Origin of the sequence: Mesorhizobium sp. B2-8-5, assembly GCF_006440675.2 — a bacterium.
Classification (GTDB): Bacteria; Pseudomonadota; Alphaproteobacteria; order Rhizobiales; family Rhizobiaceae; genus Mesorhizobium.
Genome location: NZ_CP083951.1, coordinates 4973731 through 4999520 on the forward strand (window position 1 = coordinate 4973731; position 25790 = coordinate 4999520).

The 25790-nt window shown below is 66.1% G+C and carries 24 protein-coding genes; 11 read left to right on the forward strand and 13 right to left on the reverse strand.

Translation table 11 applies throughout. From position 1 onward, the window contains the following. Window positions 1-26: 26 nt before the first annotated feature. Window positions 27-665 (reverse strand): TetR/AcrR family transcriptional regulator, encoded by a 639-nt coding sequence (locus tag FJ430_RS24475; protein WP_140645470.1) that lies wholly within the window; start codon window positions 663-665, stop codon window positions 27-29. Window positions 666-852: 187 nt separating this feature from the next. On the opposite strand from FJ430_RS24475, the gene FJ430_RS24480 reads away from it, so the two are divergent. Then, a complete protein-coding gene (locus tag FJ430_RS24480; protein WP_140710876.1) occupies window positions 853-2049 on the forward strand; it encodes a TCR/Tet family MFS transporter in 1197 nt (398 codons plus the stop codon). Window positions 2050-2114: 65 nt separating this feature from the next. On the opposite strand, the gene FJ430_RS24485 is transcribed toward FJ430_RS24480, so the two are convergent. Both FJ430_RS24485 and FJ430_RS24490 read right to left on the reverse strand, forming a co-directional pair. Next, complete coding sequence (locus tag FJ430_RS24485; RefSeq protein WP_210242123.1) at window positions 2115-3431, reverse strand: VpsF family polysaccharide biosynthesis protein; 1317 nt, start codon at window positions 3429-3431, stop codon at window positions 2115-2117. 1 nt (window position 3432) lies between these two features. After that, window positions 3433-5520, reverse strand: coding sequence for a GumC family protein (locus tag FJ430_RS24490; RefSeq protein WP_140710874.1), 2088 nt, complete (start codon window positions 5518-5520; stop codon window positions 3433-3435). A 249-nt stretch (window positions 5521-5769) separates the two neighbouring features. Between FJ430_RS24490 and FJ430_RS24495 the strand changes: the two genes are divergently transcribed. From FJ430_RS24495 to FJ430_RS24510, 4 genes are all read left to right on the forward strand, one after another. Next, a complete protein-coding gene (locus tag FJ430_RS24495; RefSeq protein ID WP_140710872.1) occupies window positions 5770-7299 on the forward strand; it encodes a formyl transferase in 1530 nt (509 codons plus the stop codon). Further along, on the forward strand, window positions 7296-8585 hold the full coding sequence (locus FJ430_RS24500) for an FAD-dependent oxidoreductase (RefSeq protein ID WP_140710870.1): 1290 nt from the start codon (window positions 7296-7298) through the stop codon (window positions 8583-8585). Before FJ430_RS24495 ends, FJ430_RS24500 begins: the two co-directional genes overlap by 4 nt. 252 nt (window positions 8586-8837) lie before the next feature. Beyond that, window positions 8838-10046 carry an FAD-dependent monooxygenase gene (locus FJ430_RS24505; RefSeq protein WP_140710868.1) on the forward strand — a complete coding sequence of 403 codons (1209 nt, stop codon included), beginning with the start codon at window positions 8838-8840 and terminating at the stop codon, window positions 10044-10046. 106 nt (window positions 10047-10152) lie between these two features. Beyond that, window positions 10153-10650, forward strand: coding sequence for a GNAT family N-acetyltransferase (locus FJ430_RS24510; RefSeq protein ID WP_140710865.1), 498 nt, complete (start codon window positions 10153-10155; stop codon window positions 10648-10650). Window positions 10651-10657: 7 nt separating this feature from the next. On the opposite strand, the gene FJ430_RS24515 is transcribed toward FJ430_RS24510, so the two are convergent. Beyond that, complete coding sequence (locus tag FJ430_RS24515) at window positions 10658-11407, reverse strand: ABC transporter ATP-binding protein (RefSeq protein WP_140645463.1); 750 nt, start codon at window positions 11405-11407, stop codon at window positions 10658-10660. Then, a complete protein-coding gene (locus FJ430_RS24520) occupies window positions 11400-12551 on the reverse strand; it encodes a hypothetical protein (RefSeq protein ID WP_140710863.1) in 1152 nt (383 codons plus the stop codon). The genes FJ430_RS24515 and FJ430_RS24520 overlap by 8 nt, the downstream gene beginning before the upstream one ends. 132 nt (window positions 12552-12683) lie before the next feature. Here FJ430_RS24520 and FJ430_RS24525 point away from each other — a divergent pair, with 132 nt between their 5' ends. Continuing rightward, a complete protein-coding gene (locus FJ430_RS24525; protein WP_140710861.1) occupies window positions 12684-13685 on the forward strand; it encodes an aldo/keto reductase in 1002 nt (333 codons plus the stop codon). Between the two features lie 121 nt (window positions 13686-13806). Here the strand turns inward: FJ430_RS24525 and FJ430_RS24530 are convergent, their stop codons facing one another. From FJ430_RS24530 to FJ430_RS24545, 4 genes are all read right to left on the reverse strand, one after another. Next, on the reverse strand, window positions 13807-14034 hold the full coding sequence (locus FJ430_RS24530) for a hypothetical protein (protein ID WP_226891882.1): 228 nt from the start codon (window positions 14032-14034) through the stop codon (window positions 13807-13809). A gap of 104 nt (window positions 14035-14138) precedes the next feature. Further along, entirely contained in the window at window positions 14139-14768 is a 630-nt protein-coding gene (locus FJ430_RS24535) for a glutathione S-transferase family protein (RefSeq protein WP_140710859.1), read from the reverse strand. A gap of 117 nt (window positions 14769-14885) precedes the next feature. Beyond that, window positions 14886-15983 (reverse strand): flavin-containing monooxygenase, encoded by a 1098-nt coding sequence (locus FJ430_RS24540; RefSeq protein ID WP_140710857.1) that lies wholly within the window; start codon window positions 15981-15983, stop codon window positions 14886-14888. Window positions 15984-16123: 140 nt separating this feature from the next. Beyond that, entirely contained in the window at window positions 16124-16357 is a 234-nt protein-coding gene (locus FJ430_RS24545) for a hypothetical protein (protein ID WP_140645458.1), read from the reverse strand. 117 nt (window positions 16358-16474) lie between these two features. On the opposite strand from FJ430_RS24545, the gene FJ430_RS24550 reads away from it, so the two are divergent. Beyond that, window positions 16475-17083, forward strand: coding sequence for a DUF922 domain-containing Zn-dependent protease (locus FJ430_RS24550; protein WP_140710855.1), 609 nt, complete (start codon window positions 16475-16477; stop codon window positions 17081-17083). On the opposite strand, the gene FJ430_RS24555 is transcribed toward FJ430_RS24550, so the two are convergent. Further along, the gene (locus FJ430_RS24555; RefSeq protein ID WP_140710853.1) at window positions 17073-17492 is read right to left on the reverse strand and encodes a VOC family protein; all 420 of its coding nucleotides are present in this window, start codon (window positions 17490-17492) and stop codon (window positions 17073-17075) included. The two genes, FJ430_RS24550 and FJ430_RS24555, sit on opposite strands and share 11 nt — an antisense overlap. Before the next feature lie 407 nt (window positions 17493-17899). On the opposite strand from FJ430_RS24555, the gene FJ430_RS24560 reads away from it, so the two are divergent. Further along, on the forward strand, window positions 17900-19108 hold the full coding sequence (locus FJ430_RS24560; protein ID WP_140710851.1) for an MFS transporter: 1209 nt from the start codon (window positions 17900-17902) through the stop codon (window positions 19106-19108). 180 nt (window positions 19109-19288) lie between these two features. Further along, window positions 19289-19924 (forward strand): ankyrin repeat domain-containing protein, encoded by a 636-nt coding sequence (locus tag FJ430_RS24565; protein WP_140710849.1) that lies wholly within the window; start codon window positions 19289-19291, stop codon window positions 19922-19924. A gap of 57 nt (window positions 19925-19981) precedes the next feature. Here FJ430_RS24565 and FJ430_RS24570 read toward each other — a convergent pair whose 3' ends face one another. Further along, entirely contained in the window at window positions 19982-22213 is a 2232-nt protein-coding gene (locus FJ430_RS24570; protein ID WP_140710888.1) for a cation:proton antiporter, read from the reverse strand. A gap of 391 nt (window positions 22214-22604) precedes the next feature. Between FJ430_RS24570 and FJ430_RS24575 the strand changes: the two genes are divergently transcribed. Both FJ430_RS24575 and FJ430_RS24580 read left to right on the forward strand, forming a co-directional pair. Beyond that, a complete protein-coding gene (locus tag FJ430_RS24575; RefSeq protein ID WP_140652129.1) occupies window positions 22605-22811 on the forward strand; it encodes a hypothetical protein in 207 nt (68 codons plus the stop codon). 115 nt (window positions 22812-22926) lie between these two features. Beyond that, the gene (locus FJ430_RS24580) at window positions 22927-23703 is read left to right on the forward strand and encodes a DUF2270 domain-containing protein (protein ID WP_140645447.1); all 777 of its coding nucleotides are present in this window, start codon (window positions 22927-22929) and stop codon (window positions 23701-23703) included. Between the two features lie 52 nt (window positions 23704-23755). On the opposite strand, the gene FJ430_RS24585 is transcribed toward FJ430_RS24580, so the two are convergent. After that, window positions 23756-25141, reverse strand: coding sequence for an amidase (locus tag FJ430_RS24585; RefSeq protein WP_140710847.1), 1386 nt, complete (start codon window positions 25139-25141; stop codon window positions 23756-23758). 93 nt (window positions 25142-25234) lie between these two features. After that, complete coding sequence (locus FJ430_RS24590) at window positions 25235-25627, reverse strand: carboxymuconolactone decarboxylase family protein (protein ID WP_226892252.1); 393 nt, start codon at window positions 25625-25627, stop codon at window positions 25235-25237. Window positions 25628-25790: the final 163 nt, after the last annotated feature.

Sequence of the window (25790 nt, forward strand, 5' to 3'; positions counted from 1 at the left end):
CGTTCGGGACGTCGAGCCTGCATTGCTCACAGATAAGGCGTGCCGGTCATCGCGGCTTTCAGGCCTGCAGCCCCCTTGTCGACGAGCGCCAGGAAAACATCGTTCGCTTTCTCCCGGCTGCGGGTCTGCCGGAAGGTTCGATGCGCCTCGAGGAAGGCGACAGTCCACGTTGCCAGCAGCAGGCTGGCCGCGAGCTGCGCGTCGGGATCGGCGGGATCGCGCCCGACCGCTTCGGCCAGCGCCGTAGCCACCAGGTCGGCCAGTTCGTCGCGGATCGCCCGCGCCCGCGCCTTCAGCGTTTCGCTGCCGGCGACCGTCGGCACCAGGCGCTCGCTTCTGGCGGAGAATTCGACTACCGGGCTGCGTTCGGCGACCAGCCTGCGCGCGAGCAGGTGCAACGCCTCCAGTGGCGCGACACCGGCCTCACGCCGGCGCACGGCCTCGCGCAGCATCTCGCGCCCCTCCTCGTCGCGGTCGAAGAACATGTCCTCCTTGCGCGGGAAGTGGTTGAAGACCGTCATGCGCCCGACGTCGGCGGCTTCGGCGATCTCGTCCACCGTCACATGATCGAAGCCGCGCTCCATGAACAGGCGCGTGGCGGAATCGGAGATGGCCTTGCTGGTGGCGAGGCGCTTTCTGGAGCGGCGGTCGGACGGTTCTGGCATGGCTTCCGGTAGCATGATTTTTGTACTCAGTACATATTTCCATTGACTCCGCGCCATCGATCGCCGATATATGTACTCAGTATAAATTTAAACTCAGTATACCGACGTTTGATGCCCAGGCGGGGCGAGGTTCGACCCCTTTGCCGCCATGAGCAAGACGGCCTTCACTCCCGGAGATCAATCCCTCATGAACAAACCCGTCATCGTCATCTTTGCCGCCATTTGCCTCGACGCCGTCGGCATCGGGCTCGTCTTTCCCATCCTGCCGCGCCTCCTCGAGGAGGTGACGCACAGCCCCGATATCGTCGCGTATATCGGCATCATGACCGCGCTTTACGCGGCGATGCAGTTCCTCTTCGCGCCGGTCCTCGGCGCCTTGAGCGACAATCTGGGTCGCCGTCCGGTCCTGCTGATTTCGCTGGCGGGCGCCGCGATCAACTACCTTATCATGGCCTTCGCGCCGCAGCTCTGGATGCTGTTCATCGGTCGCGCCATCGCCGGCTTGACCAGCGCCAACATCTCCGTGGCAACGGCCTACATCACCGACATCACGCCGCATGATAAGCGCGCCGGCCGCTTCGGCCTGTTCAGCGCCATGTTCGGCATCGGCTTCATCATCGGGCCGGTTCTGGGCGGCGTGCTCGGCGACCACTGGATCCGGCTGCCCTTCATTGCCGCCGCGCTGCTCAACGCCGCGAACCTGCTCCTGGCCGTCTTCGTCCTGCCGGAGCCGCGTATGCCGGCCCGGCAGAGGATCGATCTTGCAGCGCTCAACCCGCTGAAGCCCTTGCGCTGGGTGTTTTCGATGAAAGGGTTGCTTCCCATCATTCTGGTCTATTTCATCCTCTCCGGCGCCGGCGAGGCCTATGGCACTTGCTGGGCGCTCTGGGGCTTCGACACGTTCGGCTGGAACGGCCTCTGGATCGGACTTTCGCTGGGCGCATTCGGCCTTTGCCAGACGCTGGCGCAGGCCTTCCTGCCCGGTCCGGCCGCGCGGCTGCTCGGCGAGCGTAAGGCCTTCGTCGCCGGCATCGGCTTTGCCTGCATCGCCCTCGCCACAATGGCCTTCGCCGACCAAGGCTGGATGGTGTTCGCCATCATGCCGGTCTTCGCACTCTCCGGCATCGGCACGCCGGCCTTCCAGGCGCTGGCGACAAGGCAGGTCGATGCGGAACGCCAGGGGCAGTTGCAGGGCGTGCTGGCTTCGGCCGTCAGCCTCGCCTCCATAGTCGCCCCGCTCGCCTTTTCGACTTTCTACTTCGCCACGCGAAGAGAATGGCCGGGCGCCATCTGGCTTTCGGTGATCGCGATCAATCTGGTCGCGGTGCCGCTGGTGTTGCTTGGGACACGGAGGAGTGAGGCTGGTCAGCCTGTGAACGCATAATGCGAGTTGCGGAGTTCCGTCGCGCCCCCCCCTGTCCGGCAGGACAGGGGGGGCGCCGTAGAGCGCTATGCCTGCATCCGTTGACGCACAACCCTCGCCGGCCGATAAAGCGCCAGCGCCATCACCACGAATTTGGTCATCAGCGTCGTCTTGGAGGCGATGCTTTCGGAGGTGTTGAGCAGGATGAGCCAGCCCAGCATCGGCAGCCAGATACCCGGATGACAGCGGCGCGCGACCTCGTGCATGAACAGCGCGAAGCCGAAGAAGATCAGAAGCGTGAAGAACGCCCCCTGGTAAAGTGTCAGGCGCAGGATCGGGTTCTCGATGCCCTGTTCCAGGCCGCTGATGCGGCGCATGCTGTCGAGCAGGTCGACATCGGGTCCGACGATCAGGTCGCGCAGTTCCAGATGCCTGAAGAGATCGAACATCTCGACGCGGGCATTGGCGCTGCCGCTGTCGGAGACGAAACGTTCGAGCAGCGCGTCGAAGAAGCCGTAGTAACCGGCGAGCGCGAGCGCCAGCGGCAGCAGCGCGGCGAGCATGATCACCAGCGCAGCGCCCAGCAGGTTGACGCGTCCGGTCGTGAGCTGCGCCACGCCGCGGATGAGCAAATAGACGCCGCCGAGCAGGATCGTCAGCACCATTCCCGAGCGGCCGCCGAAGACGACCAGCGCGCAGAACTGCAGGCCGACGAGCGCCAGCCTGAGCGGCGTCGACAGGGAACGCGAGCCGGACAGCAGCGACAGCACATAGATGGAGGTGACAGTGGCATTGGAGAGCGGGTGCCCCTGCAACGCCGTCGAGCGCAGATCGTTGACGAACACCGCGCCGTCGAACCGATACGGGAACACGAGATGCTTGGTGCCGAACTCGAACAGCGCCAGCAGCGCATTCACGGTCATGACGACATGGATGACGGTCTGCAGCCGGGCAAAGGTCTTCTCGTCATCCTCGCTGAGCAGCAGCACGAGCAGCGCCGGCGCGACGAACGTGTCGATCATGCCGGCCATGCCGGGACGCTGCCTGAGGATGACGACGAAGAGAAGCACCGTCGAGATCACCGCCATCAGCGTCGTGGCCGGCCGCTTGTTGGCGACGTAGACGGCATAACCGACCGGATTGCCGAAGGTGCAGGAGCGCCAGACGAAGACGAGCACGAAGAGATAGGTGGACGGGTGGATCTTGCTCAGCGGACTGCCCTGCAGGCCGTCGTAATTGTAACCGGCGAGCCACAGCATGCCGCCGGAGACGGAAAACAGAAGCAGCACAGCGACGGTGATGCCGAGACGGGTCAGCGTGTCGACAGGGACAGTGCGCGGGCCGGCCATGCCGTGGCCCGAAGCAGGAACAGGCCCAGCGGAACCAGCCAGGGTCGAGGCCATGTCAGGCCGCCTCGTCGACCAGCATGGCACCGGTCGGCAGCCGCCCCATGACCGAGACCGCTTCGGAGGTAGAGGCGACGTCGCGCATCGGCGTCGCGTTCAGCCTAGCGACGAGCAGGATCTCGTCGGCCATGGCGACCAGCGGCAGGACGTTGAGGTCGTCCGCCAGCGCGCCGCCGTCGACGACGACGAGCTCGAAGCTGTGATTGGCCTCGGCCAGCATGCGATGGGCGAAATAGAGCGCCTGCGCTTCCTGGAACACCGCGGTCGGCCGGCCTCTGCCGATAAGCGCCACGGAACTGCCGGGCGCATAGCGGCTGACCGCGTCGAGCGGATATTCGCCGCGCAGCACGTCGAGCACGCCGGGCTGCGGATCCTTCTGGCCCTTGCCGGCATTGATGTCGATGAACAGCACGCGGCGCCCCCTGGCCGCCGCCGCGTTGGCGAGTTGCCATGCAACCCTCGACCGCTGGGCCTTGTCCTCGGGCGACGACGCCACCAGGATCGAGGGGACTAGCGGCCAGTCCGGCGGACGCCTGGTGGCGGCGGCGATGCGCTGCAGCGCGAGCCCCGCCACGGCGTCGGTCTTTTGCGCCGCGCCGCCGGAGCGGCGCCGCGCCTTGCCCGGCAACACGCCCAGCACCGGCGCCTCGATGGCCGACTGCATCTGGTTGGCGGACAGCACGGTCGGCGACAGATATTCGGCGATCAGCGCCATGCCGACGCCCAGCGCCAGCCCGCCGAAGATCGCGCCGAACACAAGCAGCCCCTTCGGCGGCCAGCTCTTCTTCAGCGCCGGCATGGCCTGCGAGATGATGCGGGCGTTGGTGCTGTTGACGTTGGTCTGCTCGCGCGTTTCCTGGGCACGCTGCAGGTAATTGGCATAGACGGTGCGCACGGCGTCGAGATCGCGCTGCAGCTCGCGCAGCCTGACCGACGCCTGGTCGGTGTCGAGCGACTTGCCCTTCAGCGACGCCACCTTGGCCTCCAGCGCCTTCTGGTTGGCCAAGGCGCGTTCGTAATCGGTCTCGGCGGCGGTGACGAGGCGGCCGAGCTCGCGCGAAATCAGCTTGCGCAGGTCGCTCAGCTGCTGCTGCGCGGAGATCATCGAGGGATGGCGCGGCCCGAGCTCGGTGCCGAACTGCGCGATCTGATCGACCAGCGTCGCCTCCTGCGCCCTGAGGCTGGCGATCACCGGCGAGCGCATCGCCTCCGACGTCGCGTCCGGCGCGCCGCCCTGCCGGCGCAGCTGGTCGACCTGCGCCTTGAGCTGCGCGGTGCGGGTCTGCGCGGCGGTCAGCTGCGTGTTGAGGTCGGTCAGTTCCTGGTCGCTGACCAGATTGCCGGCCGCCATCACCATGTTGTGCTCGGCTTTGTAGGTCTCGACGGCGTTGGCCGCCTCCTCGACGCGCTTGCGCTGGTCATCAAGCCGGGCGCTGATCGCGTCGGAAGCGTCGGCGGCGGCCTTCGAGCGCGCTTCCGCCTGGTCGTCGAGATAGGCCTGCGCGATGGCGTTGGCGAGTTCCGCCGCCAGGTCGGCGCTCTTGGCGGTGATGATGATGTTGAGGACCAGCACCTTGTCATCGCGCTTCACCGCCAGGCGGCGGCGCAGCGCATCAAGCGTCTCAGCCGTCCTGTCACCGTCGCCGGAGCCGAAGAACATGCCCAGCCAGCGGCCAAGTCCGCCCTGCCCGTTGAAGTCCGGGTTCTCGGTCAGGTTGGTCGCCTTGATGGCGCGCAGCAGGACGCCGTTCGACTGGGCCACGCTCACCTGGCTTTCGACCTGGGTGATGCCGCCATCGGGCGAAATGCGGCTCGGATTGACATCGTTGGTGACGACCTGGAGGTCTTGCGGATCGATGATGATCTGCGCGGTCGAGGAGTAGAGCGCCGGCGTCAGAAAGGTGTAGATCAGCGTTGCGATGGTGAGCAGCGCGACGGTTGCGAAGATCAGCTTGCGCCGGCGCAGCAGGATGCGGCCGAGATCGCCAAGCTCGACCGTGGCAGGCGCGGGCGCGTAATAGGCCGGCGCCGGCGCGATCGCCTCCGGAGCGTTCGGCTGAGGCACCATGAGCAGGGGTGATTGCAAAGGTCGCTCCGACAACGCTCCATCGGCCGGCAAGACGAGAAATGCGGCGTTGGCCTAGCTATTCCCGGCAACGATTAAAACACTGTTAATTATGTTCATAAATTGATGCGGTACTGGCACGAAGTTTGCACCAACGCAGTAGAAATTTAAGTGCAGCGTAAAAATTGGAGACATCGTGCGCATGCGTCGGGAGCTTGACCTGGCCGGCTGGTCCGCCGGCACCGGATATGAGTCGCCCGGGGATTGGCGATGCGCCTGACCCTGCGCCTCGACGGCGATTGCGTGCGCGCTTTCCATGTGGCGCTGGCTGAGCGGCTGTCGCTGCTGCCCGGCGTCGAGCTTGCCGTCGACGCCCGGCCGGCGGCGGGCGGCGTGCCGCGCGCCGCCGAGGCGCTGTTCCAACTTGAGACGCTGATCCATCGGCTGCCCGCCAATGGCACGGCAAGGCGTGTGCCACTTTCGACACTGGCCGGCCATGCGAGAGCGTCCGCGCCGGCCGATATCACCGTCGATCTCATCGGCGATGTCGAGCCGCAGCGTCGACGGATCTGGCGCTTGACCTATGACGGCGCCTGCGGCGAAGAGGCCCTGCTGGCGCTGATCCTTGCCGGCCGCACCCCGCTCGCCCGTCTGGAACAGAACGGTGCGACCGTCGCCGAAGGGCGGCTCGGCACCGAATATCACGGAATCGCGCTGGCTTCCTTCCAGGACAGGCTGGCGCGTAGCGCCAGCCTGATCGTCGCGGCGGTCAGCGGTGCCGCGCGCTCGTCGCTTCCGGTGCTGCCCGAACCGTCATCCGAGGCGCCGGCTCCGGCCATGCCGTCGGCCACGAAGCTCGGCGTGCGTGCGGCGAAGGCGACGGCGCGCCGCATCGTGCAGCAGATATACCATCTCTGCTACAACGCCCCGCATTGGCGGGTCGGCTGGCGCGAGACCGGAGGCAAGGACCTCTACGAGCTGCGCGCCCATCCGCAATCGGGCTGGCGCGATCTGCCGGACGACGGCAGCCGCTTTTACGCGGACCCGTTCCCGGTGCTCTATCGCGGCCAGGTGACGCTGTTCGTCGAGGATTACATCCACCGCACCGGCAAGGCGATCCTTTCGGCCGTGGCTTTCGGTCCGAACGGACCGGCCGGCACCCCGAAACCGGTTCTGGAACTGCCCTACCACCTCTCCTACCCCTTCGTCTTCGAGCGCGACGGCCAGATGTGGATGGTTCCGGAAAGTGGCGCCAACCGCAGCGTCGATCTCTACCGCGCCACCGCCTTCCCGGGCGGCTGGGTGAAGGAAGCGACGCTTCTGTCGGACATCGTCGCCAGCGACGCCACGCTCACCGAGCATGGCGGACGCTGGTGGATGTTCGCCACCGTGCGCGACGGCGGCGGCTCCTTCTCGGACCAGCTGCATCTGTGGTCGGCGCCGGATTTCCGTGGACCGTGGACGGCGCATCCGAAGAACCCGTTGCTGATCGACATCGCCTCGGCACGGCCGGCGGGCCGCATGGTCAGCCGCGGCGGCCAGCTCCTGCGCCCGGTGCAGGATTGCCGCAGGAGCTATGGCGCCGGGCTCGGCATAGCGCGGGTCACCCGACTCGACGATAGCGGCATGGAACAGACCGTCGAAACGATCCTCAACCCAGGCGCCGGCTGGGCCGGCCGCAAGCTGCATACACTCAACGAGGCAGGCGGACTGGAATTCATAGATGGTTCGGCAATGGCGCCGCGTTGGAGGACGCGGCGGCATGATGTCATCCCGGCGGCCCCTGGAGACGGAAAATGAGCATCGCAGAGCACCACGAGACAGCTGGCGCGCCGCCTGGGCGGTCCGAGGTCGAAGTGGCGATCGTCGGCGCCGGGCTCGCCGGCACCGTTCTGGCGATGACGCTCGCCAAGGCGGGCCGCAAGGTCGCGCTGGTCGATCCGCATCGCATCCACCATGAAGAGTTCCGGGCCGAGAAAACCCGGGCGGAGCAGATGGGGCTTTTCGAGAAGCTCGGCCTCGGCCCGGTCTTCAGGTCTCTCGTCACGCCGATGACCGACGTCCATGTCTTCCGCTTCGGCCAGCTGTTCGAGCGCAAGCAAGGCTGGGAGTACGCCTTTTCCTACACGCCGCTGGTCAACGGCCTGCGCGCGGCTCTGCCTCCGCAAGTGCCGCTGACGATTGGCAAGGTCGCGGAGGTCTCGACGGGACCGGACCGCCAGCGCCTGGTGCTCACCGACGGCTCCGTCATCGAAGCCCGGCTCTTGGTGGTGGCCACCGGCTACAGCGAGGCGGTGCGACGCGCCATCGGCGTCGAGCGCGTCGAGGAATCGAAGGCGCATTCGCTGACGATGGGCTTCGATTTGGCGATCACCCCGCCGGAATTCGGCCTCCAGTCCCTCACCTTCTATGGAAGGCGGATCGCCGACCGCATTGCCTTTCTTACCATCTTCCGGATCGGCGAGCGGATGCGGGCGAACATGTTCATCTACCGGACCGTCGCCGATCCGTGGGTGCGGACGTTCCGCGAAGACCCGCAAAAGATGCTCATGGAGCTGATGCCGGAGATCGCCGAGCGGTGCGGCAACTTCGCCGTCGCCAGCGAGGTCGAAGTGAGGCAGGTCAGCCTGACGACGACGCAGGGCCATCGCCGCGACGGCGTCGTCTTCATCGGCGATGCGTTCGCCACGACCTGCCCGGCGCAAGGCGACGGCATCCACCGGGTGCTTACCGACGTCGATTGCCTCGGCTCGACGCATATCCCCGCCTGGCTCGAAACGCCCGGCATGGCGGCCGACAAGATCTGCGCCTTCTACGACGATCCGATCAAGATCGCCGCCGACGAAAGAGCCATGCGCGCCAGCATCTATGCCAGGCGCATCACGACCGAGACCGGGCTTGAATGGCGCCTGCGCCGCCTGCGCAACAATACCGCGCGGCACCTGATGATCTTCGGCCGACGGTTCCGCGAGGCGGGAAAACCGAGTGGCGCCGGGCGTGACCCAGGGGAAACTGCGTTCGACCAAACCGGCAAGACGCCGGCCCGGCCCGGGAACATGATCGTGAGCGATCTTACCAATCCGTAAGTCGCGATCCTTGGCGAAGCTGAGTTAGATCGTGGCGAGCAGTGTCTCCTGCTCGGCGGGACAGCACTCCCGTCGCACCAATGGCCCGCTGCCGTCTCTATCGGCTCGGCGGCGGGCTATCGACCGGCGGCACGTGTCGGGCAGTGCCGCGGATTAACCTAATTTTCCATTGCTACCCTGCTCGCGCCTGGGTTGCTTGAGATTGTTTCAGCTACTCTAGATATTTCGCCGTGGGCTGTGGAGAGCAGAACAATGAGCACCGCACAGGGCCGCGAAACGCCCGCCGTCCAGGCTGGCGCGGCCGAAGTCGAAGTGGCGATCGTTGGCGCCGGGCTGGCGGGCACGAGCTTGGCCGCGGTGCTGGGCAAAGCCGGCCGCAAGGTGGCGCTGGTCGACCCGCATCTGGTGCATCACGACGAGTTCCGGGCCGAGAAGATCGGCATGAAGCAGATGCAGGTGTTCGAGAAGCTCGGCCTTGGCCCTGCCATCAGGCCCCTGGTCACGCCGATGACCGACATCCACGTCTTCCGCCTCGGCCAGTTCTTCCGGCGCGAACGGAAATGGGAATTTGCTTTCTCCTACGGCGCGCTGGTCAACGGCATGCGGCAGGCCCTGCCTCGGCAGGTGCCGCTGACGGTGGGCAAGGTCGCCGAGGTTTCGACCGGGCCGGACCGGCAGCGCCTGGTGCTGACCGACGGTTCCGTCATCGATGCCCGACTGCTCGTGGTGGCCACCGGCTACGGCGAGGCGGTGCGACGCGCCATCGGCATCGAACGCGTCGAGGAATCGAAGGCGCATTCGCTATCGATCGGATTCGACCTCGCGATCACGCCGCAACAATGCGCCTACCCGGCCCTTGCCTGCTACGCCAGGAACCCGGCGGATCGTGTCGCCTATCTCAGCGTCTTCCCGATCGGCGACCGCATGCGGGGCAACATGTTCGCCTATCGCACCGTGGCCGAGGAATGGACGCGGGCGTTCCGCGAAAATCCGCAGAAAATGCTTTGCGAGCTGATGCCGGAGATCGCCAGGCAATGCGGCAACTTCGCCGTCGCCGGGGCCGTCGAAGTGAGGCAGGTCAGCCTGACGACGACCAGGCAGCATCGTCGCGCCGGCGTCGTCACCATCGGCGACGCGTTCTGGACGACGTGCCCGACGCCCGGCATCGGCATCAACCGGGTGGTGACCGACGTCGACCGGCTTGCGTCGACCTATATCCCGCAATGGCTCTCGACGCCCGGCATGGACGCCGAAAAGATTTGCGCCTTCTACGACGATCCGGTGAAGGTCGCCACCGACAAAGCCGGCATGCGCTCCAGCATCTACGCCAAGCGGATCACCATCGAGACGGGGCTCGAATGGCGGCTGCGCCGCCTGCGCAACAACACGGCGCGCCAGCTGGTGATCCTCGGGCGCAAGATGCGCGATCGCGAAGAATTGCCGGCGCCCAGCGCTGCCTGAGCCGAAAGGCATCCCTCTTGCGTCTGCTGCATCCGGAGCCGCTCGCGCGGGGTTGGCCGCGCCCCGCGCTTCGCCCTATCTTCAGGTTGTAACAAGGACCACGAAGATGACCCGCATCCGGGCGATGACGAGGAACGACTTGGCCGATGTATCGCGGCTGCTCGGCCAATCCTGGCGGCGGACCTATGCGCCGATCATGGGCGACGAAACCGTGGCACGGCTTTCCGACGAAAGGCATGCGCCGGACCAGCTCGCGGCCGAGCTCGACGACGAGGACAAGATGTCCTTCGTCGCCGAAGGCGCCGACGGCTCGATCGCCGGCTACGCCATGGCGGCGATGAACGCAAAGGGCGATGTCATGCTGGAGCGGCTCCATATCGAGCCGCAGGCGTTCGGCAGCGGTCTCGCGGTCGACCTTTTGCACGCGGTGCTTGCCGCGCATGCCGGCATCCCCAGCATCGCGCTGGAAGTGATCGAAGGCAACGACCGCGCGATCGCCTTCTACCGCAAGCATGGCTTCGAAGTGGTCGAACGCCGGGACGCGGCACACGGCGTCGGCGGGCATGCATCGCTGATCATGCGCCGCATGCTGCCGAGGGCTTAGGTCGACATCAGGCAGCGGCCCGCATGCGCAACGCCTGCATGACGCTTTCCTCAAACGCCCCAGGCGCCCTGCCCGCTTCGGCCAGCTGAGCCGCATCCCAGCTTCGGCTCAGGCTGCCGTCGGCCATCAGCACCGCGCGATTGCAGAGCGCCGGCACGGCCTCCACCACATGGGTCGAGACGATGGCGGCACGCCGCCCGCTCGCGCAGAGCGCGGTGATCACGCGTTTCACCTCCCAGGCAGCGACCGGGTCGAGGCCGTTCAGCGTCTCGTCGAAGATCAGAAGCGGCGGCCGGCCGAGAAGCGCCGCGACGATGGCGATCTTGGCTCGCGTGCCGAGCGAATATTCGGCGATCGGGCGGTCGATCCAGCGTCCAAGGTCTAGTCGCTCCAGGAGGTCGCCGCCCGGCAGGTCGCCGTTTGGCAGGTCGTTTGGCGCGCAACCACGGATCGAGGCGACGAGCTCGATATACTGGCGTCCCGAAAGCGCCGGCAGCTCGTGGGGCTCGATGGCAAGGCCGAAGCCGGCTTTGGCGCGTTCCGGCGCGGCGGCGAGGTCGATGCCGTCGATCGCCACGCTGCCGCCGATCAACGGGATCTGGCCGGTGATCGCCCTGATGAGCGTCGACTTGCCCGAGCCATTGGCACCGAGCAGGCCGACTATATCGCCCCGACGGAGCGAAAGATCGATGCCGCGAACGACAATGCGCCCGCGATAGCCGGCGCTGAGCTCTTTAATGGTGAGGACTTCAGCCATTGCGATATCTCTGTCGGGTTCGGTGCCACAAGAAAAACACCAGCGCCGCCAAGCCGATCAGCACGGTACGGCCATATTCGAGCGTCTCGTAGCCGGCATAGGCGAGCGCGCCGGCGAAACTCAGCATTGCGACGAAGGGCGCATTGAGGAAATAGGCGCCGAACACCGCATAGGCGCCGTTCAGCACCAGCAGCCAAAGGCCGCTCGCGACCGGCACCGACCAGGCCGACGGTTCGGCCGCGAGCGCCGCGCCGGCCGGCAGCAGAAAGAAGGCGAGCGACAATTGCAGCGGCAGTCGTACCAGCCGCAGCCATACGCGGGTAAAACCGATGGGCGCCGTGCGCAGCACCGGCGAGCCGAGCGGCTGGCAGCGCAGGCTGAGCATGAAAACAAAAATGCCGCCCGCCAGGCCTGCGACAGCCGCCGGCCCAGCCGTTCGGCCGGCCAGGCTGGCCCATACGCCAAGGATGGCCGCAAGCCCGAGCAGCAGGCTGGCGGTCGCCAGCTTCCAAGACGGCCGTATATTGCCGGCCGGCAGTTTCCAGGCCCAGCTGGAAAGCCAGCTTGGACGCGCCTGGTCGAGGCGGCGCAGCCAGGGCCTTTCGACCGGCGCCGCCTCGCTCGCCGCATCGACGACAAGGCGCGGCCGCCGCCGCAGGCGCCAAAAGGCTGCCATGCCGAAGCTCAAGGCAAACAGGATGGCCGCGCCCAAGCCCCAGGCCGGCGCCAACGGCTTTCCGATGACAGCGCAGGCGAAGCCGACCGCCGTGGCGATCATCAGCGTGAGTGGAAGGCCGAGCGCGAAGGCTCCTACCGCCGCCATGCGACAGCGCTCCGCCGAAGCGAGCGGCAGCGCCTTGAGAAAGGGGGCAAAGGCGCGAGAAAGGCAAAGGCGCGACATTGCATTGCCCGCCAGGCATCCCAGCGCGGCGAAAGCGACTGGCAGTCCAAGCATCCACAAAAGCTGGTCGTGCCGCAGCTTCGGACCCGCGGCATGCAGGGCGACGACGATATCCGCAACCGCATAGGCCAGAAGTCCACCGCCGCCGAGCGCAATCCAGGCGAGATCGCGGCGCGGCGTTGCGCGCAGGCCGGCGACCAGCTCGCGCCAGAGCAATATCAGGACAAGTCTGTCGTGCCGCATTGGCTGTCACCACAGTGGAGTCATCGCCGGGCAAGGATGGCGACGATTGCGCCGTCAATAGGGCCAGCGCTGGACGCATTCACGCCCAGCCCTATAATTTAGCCGGATCGAAAATTCGGCGGAGCAAGACGCATGAGCCTCGGCAAACACAAACTCGGCAGCCAGGGGCTCGAAGTCTCGGCCATCGGCCTCGGCTGCATGGGCATGAGCCAGGCCTATGGGCCGGCCGACGAGGCGGAGTCGATCGCGACGCTGCACCGGGCGATCGAGCTCGGCTGCACCTTTCTCGACACCGCCGAGGTCTATGGGCCGTTCGTCAACGAGGAACTGCTTGGACGCGCGCTGAAAGGCCGGCGCGACCAGGTGACGATCGCGACGAAGTTCGGCTTCCGCATCGCCGACGGCAAGCAGTCCGGCACCGACAGCCGGCCCGAGCATATACGCGAGGTGGTCGACGCTTCGCTCAAACGGCTCGCCACCGACCGCATCGACCTGCTTTATCAGCACCGCGTCGACCCGTCGGTGCCGATGGAAGACGTCGCGGGCGCGGTCGGCGAATTGGTGGCCGAGGGCAAGGTGCGCTTCTTCGGCCTGTCGGAAGCGGGCATCGCCAACATCCGCCGCGCGCATGCCGTGCATCCTGTCTCGGCGCTGCAGAGCGAGTATTCGCTGTGGGAGCGCAACCTCGAGCCGGAGATCATCCCGGCGCTGAAGGAGCTGGGCATCGGCCTGGTGCCGTTCGCGCCGCTCGGCCGCGGCTTCCTCGCCGGCGACGTCAGGCGCGCGGAAGACTATCCCGAAGGCGATTTCCGCCGCGGCGACCCGCGCTACCAGGGCGAGAATTTCGACGCCAATGTCGCCGCGGCCGCCACGGTGCGAGACATCGCCGACGCCAAGGGGGTGAAGCCCGGCCAGATCGCAATCGCCTGGCTGCTCGCCAAAGGCCCCGATTTCGGCATCGACATCGTGCCGATCCCCGGCACCAAACGCCGGACCTATCTGGAAGAGAATGTCGCGGCGGCCGACATCGCGCTCGACGCCACCGAGATGCTCGGGCTCGACATGGCGCTGACGCCCGACAAGGTGTCAGGGCCGCGCTACAACGAGCGGACGATGTCTCTTGTGGACCGGTAGGCGTTATCCCAGCGGCTAAAAGCGTGTCGCGCTGAAGCGGATTCAGGCGACGCGCTTTAAAGCCTTTGTTTTCATGTATGTCGTTATCGCAAAACCGCTGCACACTTTTGCGCGACATGCATTAGTTCTTCTTGCAGTCCGACATCGCCTCCATCGCCTTCCTCGCCTCACCCTCGCTGGCGTATTTCTTCTTGCCGAGGTCGATGACAAGCGTTCCGTCGGGCTTCTTCGGCACGATCTCGCACTGCTTCGAGACCGCGTCTCGGGCCACCCAATATTGCTCGGCCGCCTTGGCAGGCAGGCTGATCATGCCAGTGGCGAGGATTGCGACGGCGATGGTGCGAACCATTGCGGATCTCCATGGCTGGGACGCGAAGCAGGCGGTGCCGATGAGGCGACGCCCGACACGCTGCCTTTGGAGAACGCCCTGTCCCGCCGCTGTGTTCCGGTGGCTCAGGCGTGCGAATGCGGATCGATGCTGTAGGGATGCACCGGATAGTCCGGGCCGATCGCCTCGCTGACGCGCCCCATCCAGGCACCGACCGCCGGATAATCGGCAAGCTCAAAACCGCAATCTTCTGCGCGGTGGGCGTAGGCGTAGACAGCAATGTCGGCAATGGTGAGCGCGTCGCCGACCAGGAAAGGGGTGTCGACCAAGCTGCGCTCCAGCGCGCCAAGTGCCCGCGCGCCCGCTTCGCGCTTGCCGGCAACTAGCGCCTGGTTGCGCTCCAGGCGGCCGGTCAGCGTCCAGAAACGCAGCGAGCCGATGACCGGCTCGACATAATACTGCTCGAAGAACAGCCACTGCATCACCTTGGCGCGGGCAAGCCGGTCTACCGGAAGATAGGACGTGCCTTCCGCAACGAGGACGAGGATCGCGTTGGACTCGGCGATCGCCTGGCCATTCTCCACGGCGAGCACCGGAACGGCGCCCGCCGGGTTGAGCTTCAGGAAGGCCTCCGTGTGGCTCTCGCCCTCGAAGATCGAGACGATACGGGTTTCGTAGGCGATACCGAGCAGGCCGAGCAGGACGCGAACCTTCCAGGCATTTTGCGAGGGGAGATAGTCGTAGAGCGTGAGCATTGAGCGGTCCTCGGTGTGATGGGATGGCTTCGCATGGAGGGCGATGTGAGAGCCACCCGATTCAGGCGCCTCATCTCAACCTCGAGCAGGCAGACCAGCAGCTTCGACGCTTCGCCCTCACTGCCCTGCGATATCCTTCGCCACCGCCTTCGCCTCGATGCCGATCTCGCGCAGCAGGCCGGTGACCGGGTTATAGAAACCGACGAGATAGACGCCGAGCTCCGTCGCGCGAGCATTCACGCCGCTCTTGTCCGGCCTGAGCTCCGCCGGGAGGAAGCCGTCATAGGCCGGGCGGTAGCCCGTGGCGAAAATCGCCGCGTCGAATTTCTTCTCAACGCGATCGACGAACTTCACGCCGTCGGCGGTGAAGCTTGCGATATCCGGCGCGATGCCGATCCGGCCGGCCTTGATCGCCGCCACCGTGCCGACATCGATCACCGGAATGCGGCCGGCTTCGATCCCTTGCAGGATGCCCTGTTTCGGCCGCACGATGCCGTATCTCTCCAGCTTGCCCAGCGCCAGATCGAGGATTTTCGGAAACATCCAGTCGTTCAGCGCCTGCGGCATCGGCCGGCTGGCGATGCCCACCATCTGGATCGGCACGCCGAACAGCTGGCGCGGCACAATGTGGACGCCCTTGCGCACCGAGATGGTGGGCCTGGCGCCGCTTTCGGCGAGGTCGAGCGCGATTTCCGCGCCCGTATTGCCCATGCCGACGACCAGCACGTCCTTGCCGACGTAAGGCGCGGCCTCAGTATAGGCGGCGCTGTGCAGCACCTTGCCCTTGAAGGCCTCGATGCCGGGGAAGCGTGGCGTGATGGGCTCGGCATTGTTGCCGGTGGCCACCACCACTTTGCGTGCATCGAACAGCCCGGCATTGGTCTGGACCAGCAGGCGCTCGCCTTCGCGGTGGACCGATTTGACGGTGACGCCGAAGCGCGGCTTGAGCCCGAAACGCCCGGCATAAGCGTCGAGATAATCGACCACTTTTTCGCGCGGCACGTAGCGCGGATGGCTTTTCGGGAACGGCACGAAGGGCAGCGAGGAGAAGGATTTCACCGTGTGCAGATGCAGCCGCCGGTAATGCCGCCGCCAGGCCGGTGCAACCTCACTGGCCTTTTCCAGAATGACGAAATCCTGCCCCGCCTGTTTGAGGCAGGCCGCGACGGCGAGCCCGGCAGGGCCGGCGCCGACGATGACGACATTGGTGTCCAAGAACCTCTCCTCCCGCCCAGGCGACGCAGGCTATGACGAGAGGAGCAGAGGGACAAGTAGGTGAGAATACCTAGAGGGGCGGCACGCCGCCTATCTCCCCATCGAGGGTACGCAAGTGGGGGAGATAAAGCGTCGCTGCCCTACTCTATCGCGCCCGGCGTCTCGGGCTCGTCCTCGGGAGGGTCGAGGATTTCGATCAGTTTCGCCACGCGGACGCCGGGCATGGCGTGGCCCTCGTTGACCAGCGCCTCGTCGGCGCCGATCCAGGCGAAGGCCTCGCGCAGTTCCTCAAGGCTGGCGCCGGTCAGCGCGATGTCGGCGATGACGGCCTCGTCGACCGGTCCAAGCACGGAGATGATATCGTTGCGGGTCATCTTGTCCTCCCCCATGGTCGGGATGATTGCCCAAGGAAACGAGCGACCGGCGAAGCGGGTTCCAAAAATCCGCGGGCCGGCTTCTCCAGAACGAGGCGCGATGCTATGGCTCGCCCGATGAAGCCCGCCCTCCTCCTCGCCGCCCTGCTTTCGTCCACGCCGGCGCTCGCCGACTGGAAACCCGTCGAGAAAATCGAGACCTATGCCGTCTCAGGCCAGAGCGCCGAACAGCTTTATCTCTCGATCGGGGAGAAAGGGCCGGTGATCGGCAAAGATTCGGCCGGCAACGCGCGGCGCGTGATCGCGCATACTTTCTTCAAGCTGACCTGGCAGCGCGACTACCAGCCGCAAGGCAATGCTTGCGTGCTGAAGACGGCGCGGCCGAAGCTGATCATCACCTACACGCTGCCCAAGCCGGCGGGAAAGCTTGGCTCAGCCTTGCAGGGGCGCTGGGACGCCTTCGCCGCCGGGCTGATCGCGCATGAGAAGGTGCACGGCGCCGGCATCGTCGACATGGTGGACAAGATCGTCGCCTTCAGCACTGGCCTTACCGCCCAGAACGATCCCGGCTGCAAGAAGGTCAGGGCGGAACTGACGGCCTATCTCGACCAGCTCTCCAAGGCGCAGCGCCAGGACAGCCGCGACTTCGACAAGGTCGAGTTCGGGCGGGACGGCAACATGCTGAAGCTGATCGCGGCGTTTCTGGGCGCCGCGCCTAAAAACTGATCTCCACCGCCGCAGCACTTCGCTTCGCTTCGCCGTGGAACACCGCCTCGATGTTGTTGCCGTCGGGGTCGAGCAGGAAGCAGGCGTAGTAGCCGGGATGGTAGTGGCGTTCGCCCGGCGCGCCATTGTCCTTGCCGCCGGCGGCGAGCCCCGCCTGGTAGAAAGCGTCGACCATGGCGCGGTCCTTGGCCTGGAAAGCGAAATGGTGGCGGCCGGTGAGCGCGCCGCGCGACGCGCGGCTGTCGATGCCGGAAATGAACAGCTCGTCCACCCAGAAGTAATCCTCGGCTTCGCCGCCGATCGGGATGCCCAGCACCTCAAGCACCGCGCCATAGAAATGCCGGCTGGCCTCAAGGTCGCGCACCACCAGGTGCAGATGGTCGATGAGCCGGCCGCGATAGAGTTCCATGGGTGACGCCTCCTTCTGAATGCTGCGGCTCAATCTAGAAGCGCCTGCTGTGCGGTCAACGCGGGGGTCTGCAGGCTGCTGACAGTTGGAGACGCTGGCGGGACAGCGCCCCCTCGGTCCTGCCGAACATCTCCCGCACGAGGGGGGAGATAGCATTTTCCGGCATTTGCGAGCGGACTTGTCCCCAAGCAAGTGCTTGGAAAATGCCAGAGAGGGGGATTTCGCAGAGCGCTGACTTTCCTCGTCGGCGCCTTTCCACTCTCTTGGGCGCCAAAAATCCGGATAAAAAATGCAACCAGATTGTAGGATCGGCTCCCGCCCTGGCGTCCTTCGGACGCAAACGGCCCGGTGGACTGGAAAAACCGTGCCGCATCAAACAGGATGCCTTTCGGCATGGGAGCAGAACCATGAACCATTCCTATCGTTGGGTCATCGTCGCGGCGGGCGCGCTGATGACCTGCGTGGCGCTCGGCGCCATGTTTTCGCTGGCGATCTTTCTGGAGCCGATGTCGCTCGACACGAACTGGTCGCGCACCGGCATTTCCAGCGCCATGACCTTGAACTTCCTGGTGATGGGCCTCGGCGGCTTCGCCTGGGGCGCGATCTATGACCGGGTCGGCGCGCGGCCCGTGGTGCTTGCGGGCGCGGTGCTGCTCGGCCTGTCGCTGGTGGTGGCGAGCCGCGCCAATTCGCTGTTGGTCTTCCAGCTCAGCTATGGCGTGATCGTGGGCCTTGCGGCCAGCGCCTTCTTCGCGCCGATGATCGCGCTCACCACCGCCTGGTTCGACACCAACCGCAGCCTGGCCGTCTCGCTGGTCTCGGCCGGCATGGGCGTCGCGCCGATGACCATCTCGCCCTTCGCGCGCTGGCTGATCACGGCCTATGATTGGCGCACCGCCATGTTCGATATCGGCATCATGGCCTGGGTGCTGCTCTTGCCCGCCGTCTTCCTGGTGCGCCAACCCGCGGCGGCAATCACTACCGCCGATGGGACGCCGGCGCCCGCCGCCGACGATCCCGGCATGAGCGTCGGCCAGGCGCTGCGCTCGCCGCAATTCATCGTGCTGGGCTTGACCTTCTTCGCCTGCTGCGCAGCGCATTCGGGCCCGATCTTCCACATGGTGAGCTATGCCATGTCCTGCGGCGTGGCGCCGATGGCGGCCGTATCGATCTACAGCGTCGAGGGGCTCGCCGGCCTTGGCGGGCGCATTCTCTATGGCGTGCTCGGCGACCGGCTGGGCGTGAAGCCGGTGCTGGTCGCCGGGCTCGCCATCCAGGGGCTGGTGATCGCCGCTTATCTCACCGTCGGCCAGCTCGACCAGTTCTACCTTCTGGCCGTCATCTTCGGCGCCACCTATGGCGGCGTGATGCCGCTTTACGCTGTGCTGGCGCGCGAATATTTCGGCCTGCGCATCATCGGCACCATCCTCGGCGCGGCCACGATGCTCTCCAGCCTCGGCATGTCGCTGGGGCCGCTGGCCGGCGGCATGATCTACGACGCCACCGCCAGCTATCACTGGCTGTTCATCGGCTCGGCACTGATCGGGCTGGGCGCGGCCGGCATCGCCATCGCCTTCCCGCCGCAGCCCAGTCGGCAGAAGCTGCAGATGGCGTGAGGAAACTGCTGATCTCCCCCCCTTGTGCCCCCTTGTAGGGGAGATTGGCAGTTGCACCGGCTCGAAATCCGTTGCCGGACGCCGGTGAGTGTGAAACGCTCCGTAAAAGCCGCGATCGGTGAGCGCCGGCCGACGAATATCCAGTGGTTTCGGCGCGATCGTGGTCCGGAGAGCATCGCAGTGAGCGCAAGCGTGGAAGCCGACGACGCCAGGGGGTGGTCCAACCTGCTGATCGCGGCGGAGAAGGGCGACACCGAAGCCGTTCGGGCGGAACTCGCGGCAGGCGCCGACATCACCCAGGCCGACGAAGACGGCTGGTCGGCGCTGCATCTTGCCGCCCATAATGCCCGCATCGCGGCGCTCATGACGCTGATCGCGGATCCGGCAATCGACGTCAATTCCAGGAACAAATGGAAGAGCACGCCCTTGAGCCTGGCGGCGGCCAAGGGCCATTACGCCTGCATCCAGGCGCTGGCGGCCCATCCCCGTATCGATATCGATGCCCGTGCCGACTATTACGGCAGGACGGCGCTCATCGAAGCGGCAAGGAACGGACATCTCGATGCCGTCAAGCTGCTGGTCGAGCACGGCGCGGACGTCAATGCGGCCGACAAGACTGGACGCAACAGCGCCCTCATCGAAGCCATCAAGGGGCGGCACTTTGCGGTCGCTGACTATCTGCTCGAGTCCAGGAAGGTAAACTTCCTCAACAAGGACATGCGGCTCAACGCCCTGATCTGGGCCGGCAGCACCCGCAACGGCGAGCTCATCGAGAAACTGGAAGCGGCGATCCACGCGTTCTTCGAAGGCAAGTGAGGACGAGGCGACGCCGAGGGAGCGAGTAATCCCCTCCCTGCGGGGGAGATCGGCCAATCACCCTGCCCCAGTCCCCGTGCGTACGGCCTCGCGGTCGCTCTCGTCGCGTTTCACCCGCTCGTCGGAGATCAGCACCACCGGGCATGGGCCGCGGCGCAGGACGGCCGTCGTCGTCTCGCCGAAAATCAGCTCCTCGCCCTGGCGCCGCGCCACGCCCATGACGATCAACGCCACGCTGCGGCCGGCCTGGCGGGCGATGGCATCGGCGGCGGCGGCCCGCGAGCGGATTGCCGTCTCGATCTCGACGCCGTAGCGGTCGGCAAGGGCCACGATGTCCTTCAACACCGCTTCTCGGCGGCGATGCGAGACCGTGTCGCGCGGCTCGTCGCGGCCGACCCTGGCGACATAGAGCATCTTGACCGGCGCGCCGGTGACGGCGGCGATGGCCAAAGCCAGTTCGGCGCCTCGGCGCGCAACCGCCGTGCCGTTGACAGGCACCAGTATCTTGCCGGATCCCGGGCCGAGCCGAGGCATCTGGCGGCCAGCGGCCGCCGGCTTCAACACCAGGCAGAGCGGCCCGTCAAATGCGCCGGCGACTTCATTCAGCCGATGCGAGAAGCCGCCCTTGGGGGTGACCGCGCGGCCGAGGCCGACGAGCAGCATGCCGTAGCCCTTGCGCGCCTCCTTGGCGACCGCCTCGGCCGAAAGCACCTCGTGCTGGCGGCGGGTGACCGGCGCTTCGCGCGCCGGCGTCTCGTCGCCCTTTTTCGCCGCCTCGCGGCTGTCCTCCGCACCCTTCTCGATCTCCTCCAGATGCAGCCCCTCGGTCGGCTCGGCATCGATCTCGCCGCTGGAATGCAGCACCGTCGTCGGCTTGCCGGCGCCGATGACGCCGGCAAGATAGGCGGCGAAGCGGCCGACGACGCCCTCGTCGACCACCACCAGAAGCCGCTCCAGACCGGCGACGAATCCGCGCTGGTCGACCTCCTCGCGCTCCAGCCGCTTCTTTTCCTTCTCGCCGATCGGCAGGCGACGCAACGCCCAGCGCAAGGTCGGCGGCATGATCAAAGTGGTGATGACCGCCATGGTGACGATCATGGTGAAGAGGTTATGCGAAAGTACGCCCATCGACAGGCCGATCGAAGCGACGATGACCTCCGTGGAACCTCGCGCATTCATGCCGCAGCCGACAGCGATGCCTTCGGCGCGGCTCATGCCGGCGACTTCCGCGCCAATGAAGGCGCCGCCGAACTTGCCGATCGAGGCGATCACCACCAGCGCCACGGTGAGTAGCGCGAGCTGCGGATCGATAAGCACGGTGAGATCGGCCGACAGGCCGGCGACGCCGAAGAAGACCGGCATGAACAGCGCGGTGATGATGCCGCGCAACTGCCCTTCGATGTGGCGCGACAAGATGGGCGACTCGCCCACCAAAATGCCGGCGACGAAGGCGCCGAGCACGGTGTGCACGCCGATCAGGTCGGTGATCAAAGCCATGGCGCCCATGATGGCGAGGATGACGGTGACGACCGCGTATTCCGAGCGGAAAGTATCGTTTGTCCAGCGGATGGCGTCGAAGACGATGCGGCGCCCTAGCGTGAAGGAAAACGCCATGAAGGCGGCGACGCCGGCGATGGTGAAGGCCAGGCTGCCGATCTCGATGCGCCCCTTGGTGGCGATGCCGATGGTGATGGCGATGATCACCCAGCCGATCGTGTCCTCGATGATGGCCGAGGAGACGATGATCTGGCCGAGGTCGCGGCGCATGAAGTTCATGTCGCGCACCACCATGGCGACGATCTTGACCGAGGATATGGAGAGCGCGGTGCCGAGGAACAGCCCGGCGACGATGCGCTCGCTGCCGGCGGCAAGCAGCGTGGCCGGCATGAACTGGGCGGCGACGAAGCCGAGCGCGAAAGGCATGGCCACGCCCGCGGCCGAGATGGAAAAGCAGGCGCGGCCGACGCGGCGCACCAACCTCAAATCGGTCTCCATGCCGGTGAGCAGGAGCAGCATCAAGACGCCGAGTTGGGCGATGGCGTTGATCATCGACTTTTGCGAGGCGTCACCGGCAAAGACCAGCCGCTCGGCCGCCGGCCAGACCCAGCCAAGCAGCGAAGGCCCAAGCAGGATGCCGCCGATCAGCTGTCCCATCACCGCCGGCTGGCCCAGTATTTCCAGAACCTCGCCGATGCCGCGACCGACGACAAGGAGCAGGATGAGTTCGGCGACGAAAATGCCTTCCGAGGACATGCCGGTCTTCTCGGCGGCGAAGGCGACGACGGGCATCAGCAGAAGCGCAGCGGCGGCTAACACGACCGACCGGCGCCGATTGAGTATTTTGGACAAGCTGTCTCCCCTCGATTTCGCGTCATAACGGTTTGGCCGGTGGTTCGGTTGCACGGCGTCGGAGCTGCCAATCTCCCCCCTCGTGGGGGAGATGTCCGGCAGGACAGAGGGGGGCGCGAAGGAACGCGGCTTCACAGCCAGAAGCGTTAACATCTGCAGGTCCGGCGTGCGACATGCAGCAAGACGGCGCCCCTCTGCCCTCCACAAGGGGGGAGATCAGCAGTTCGGGCGCCGTTTCCTACAATTCTATTCAAATGCCGCCGCCGATCTTTGCTTCCCGGTAAAGCGACTCGGCGATGGTCGCGCCGTGGCGGGCAATAAGGAGAAGCTAATGAAAAGCGACTTTGCCGCCGCCCACCTGCACCTTGACCGGGCCTGCCATTACCTGCGTGGCGACGATGAAACGAGCCGCGCGGCGCTTGCGGCGCTCGACCTTGTGATCGAGGCGGTGGCAGCAGCCCAGCATGCCAGGCCGATAGCCGATGTGCTGCCCTTTCCGCGGCGCGCGAATGGTGGTCTTCCCCCGCTTGCATCCTGACTTATCCGCCTGAAAAGGCGGGAACATTCTGGCCGGCCGCACGTTATGAGGATTGGGTATGGCCGGCCGATCTCGGGCCGGCCGGCCATGGCGGCGGGAGGCGCATGGCAGAGGGATGTCCCAGACAAGGGCCGCAAAACCAACCGACGCGGCTTGGCCGACAGAGGCGGCCGCGCCAGCAAAATCAACCGAAGCGGCCGCGCCGCCGCGCGCTTCCGATACGCTGGCGCTGAAGCTTAGTTCTCCCGAATTCACCACGACGCTGTCGCATTTCCATCGCGCCGAGATCGCGCGCATGGCGGGCTGGCGCGACCGGCTCGACCGCACCAGCAACTGGGCGATCACCGTGGTGGCGGCGATGCTGTCGGTGTCGCTGTCGACGCCCAGCGCGCATCACGGCGTGCTTTTGTTCGCCATGCTTTTGATCACCCTGCTTTTGTGGATCGAGGCGCGGCGCTACCGCTTTTTCGACGTCTACCGCGCCCGCGTGCGGCAGTTCGAGCGCTATTACTTCGCCCAGATCTTTTCGCCGCAGCCCGACTATGCCTCCAATTGGCTCGCCATCCTCGGCGAAGGCCTGCGCTCGCCGCGTTTCCTGATCTCGCAGCGCGCGGCGCTGATCAGGCGGCTGCGCCGCAACTACATCTTCATGTACACGATCCTGCTGCTAGCCTGGATCCTGAAGATCACCACGCCGAGCCTGTCGCGCGAAGGCTCTCCGATCGGCTTCGGTGCCTCGCTCGTGGACACGTTCCGGGTAGCGACACTGGGCCCCATCCCTGGCGTCGTCGTCGTGTGCGGGGTGGCCGCCTGCTATCTCGCGCTGCTTGCCGCCGCGTTCCTGGTCCGCGCCGATGACGGCGAGCTGTCCTTCGGCGACGTGCATGTGTGAAACAGCGGCGCGCCAAGGATTTCAGCCATGCTTGCTGGAGCGTGCCGCGCGATCACAATCCCGGCGGCCTGACAAAGCCGTCGGTCAGGCGCGACAGCGCCTTGGCGGCCGCCAGCAGCTTCATGTCCGAATGGCGGCGGCCGACGAGCTGGGCGCCGATCGGCAGGCCTTCTCGGTCGAGGCCGATCGGAATGACGACGGCCGGATGACCTGTCAGGTTGAAGCGACAGGCGTGGCTGAGCGCGCTCCAATAGGGCGTCTCGACACCATCGACCGGAATCGGCATTCCCATCTCCCGGTGGCGAAAAGCAGTGCACATCATCGCCGGACAGACGAGCACGTCCCAATCGCCGAACAAGCGCTCCCACGCGTAGATGAATTCGTCCCTCTGATTGAGCGCCTCGAGATAGGTCGACAGCGTGGGCGAGTTTTCCAGCGGCGGCTGGAAGGCCTGCGAATACCAGGTGATGAAGTCCGAAAACAGCGCCCGCTCGGCGGCGAAATCATGTGACGGCAGGGCCTGACCGACCCGTGCGCCGCTGGCGTCGATCGCGCTGGCAAGACCGGCAATCGCATCGGCGATATCGCGAGCGGTCGGCACGCCGGGGAATTCCGGCGCGAAGGCTATGCGCAGCCGGTCGAGCGGCGGCTCCGGCTCCTCGTCCGTCGCCACCGGCGGCACTTCGGTGTCGAGGCCGTCGGCGCCGGCGATAACGCGGTGGGCAAGGATGAGGTCGTCGACGCCACGTGCAAGGGGCCCTATGTCGAACAGCAATCGGAAGCTGCGCGGTATGTCGGGGGGATCTGCATAGCTGCCGGTGATCGGCACAGTTGCCTGCGTCGGCTTGAAGCCATAGACGCCGCACAGATGCGCCGGCACGCGGATCGAGCCGCCGGCGTCGCTGCCGATCTCCAGCGGAGCGAGCCCCGCGGCTACCGCTGCCGCCGCGCCGCCACTGGAACCACCCGGCGTGCGCGTGACATCCCAGGGGTTGCCCGTGCGGCCGAAGATCGGGTTAACGGTCTGCAGGTCGCGCAGTCTCGGCGGCACATTAGTCTTGCCGATGATGATGGCGCCGGCCTTGCGCAGGCGCGCGGCAATGGTGCTGTCAACCGTCGGTACATGGTCGGCCCAGGCCCTCAGGCCGATCGTGGTGCGCATGCCGGCGGTGGCGTGGCCGTCCTTTAGCGTAATCGGCACGCCGTGCAGCGGCCCGACGGTCTTGCCGCGCGCAATGGCTTCGTCGGCTGCCCTGGCGCCGTCGCGCGCGGCCTTCTCGTCGAGGGTGATAATGGCATTGAGGAGCGGATTGACGGCGGCGATCCGCTCCAGCTGCGCCTCCATCGCCTCGCTTGCGCTCACGCTCCGCTCGCGGATCGCCGCCGCCAGTTGGGTGGCGGTCAGGAAGGTGGTGTCGGTGGCAAGAGTGGCGGTCATGTGAATGTTCTCCCTGTGTTGGGGGAGTAAGGCAGCAGGAAGCGATAGCCTGCAGATTTCCCTGCTGCCCCAGTCCCTCAACCCCTTACCGTCTCACTGCCCGCCCATCTCCTTCTTGAACTGCTCGAAGTCGACCTGCATGCCGTTGAAGATGGTGCTCCAGTGGCGGGTCAGAGCCGCCATGGCGACGGCTTCCTGGATCTCCTCGTCGGTGGCGCCGGCGCGCTTGGCGTCCTGCGTGTCCGACCAGATGCAGTAGCTGCAGGGAATCTGCGCCGCGACCGCCAGCGAGATCAGCGACTTGACCTTCGGCGGCAGCGCCGTCTTGTCGCTGAGCTCGATGGCCTTGACCTCGGCCCATGCGCCGGGCAGACCGGCTTTCGGGAACTGTTTCACGAAGCTCGGCACGCCGCCCATCGTCGACTGGATGTCCGTCAGCGTCGCATCGTAATCGTCGGCATTGGCAAGCAACGGCGTCGCGAGCATGGCAAGCGAGCCCAGAACGACGGCGCGGCTCAATCTGACTGCGAGAAAGGCAAACATCGGAATTCCTCCTTGCTGTGGTTGACGCGCCGGCAATCGGCCGCGTGACCTAGACAGGATGATGGGGCGGATCGAAAAGTTCGCTGGGCCGGCGAACTTCACGAAG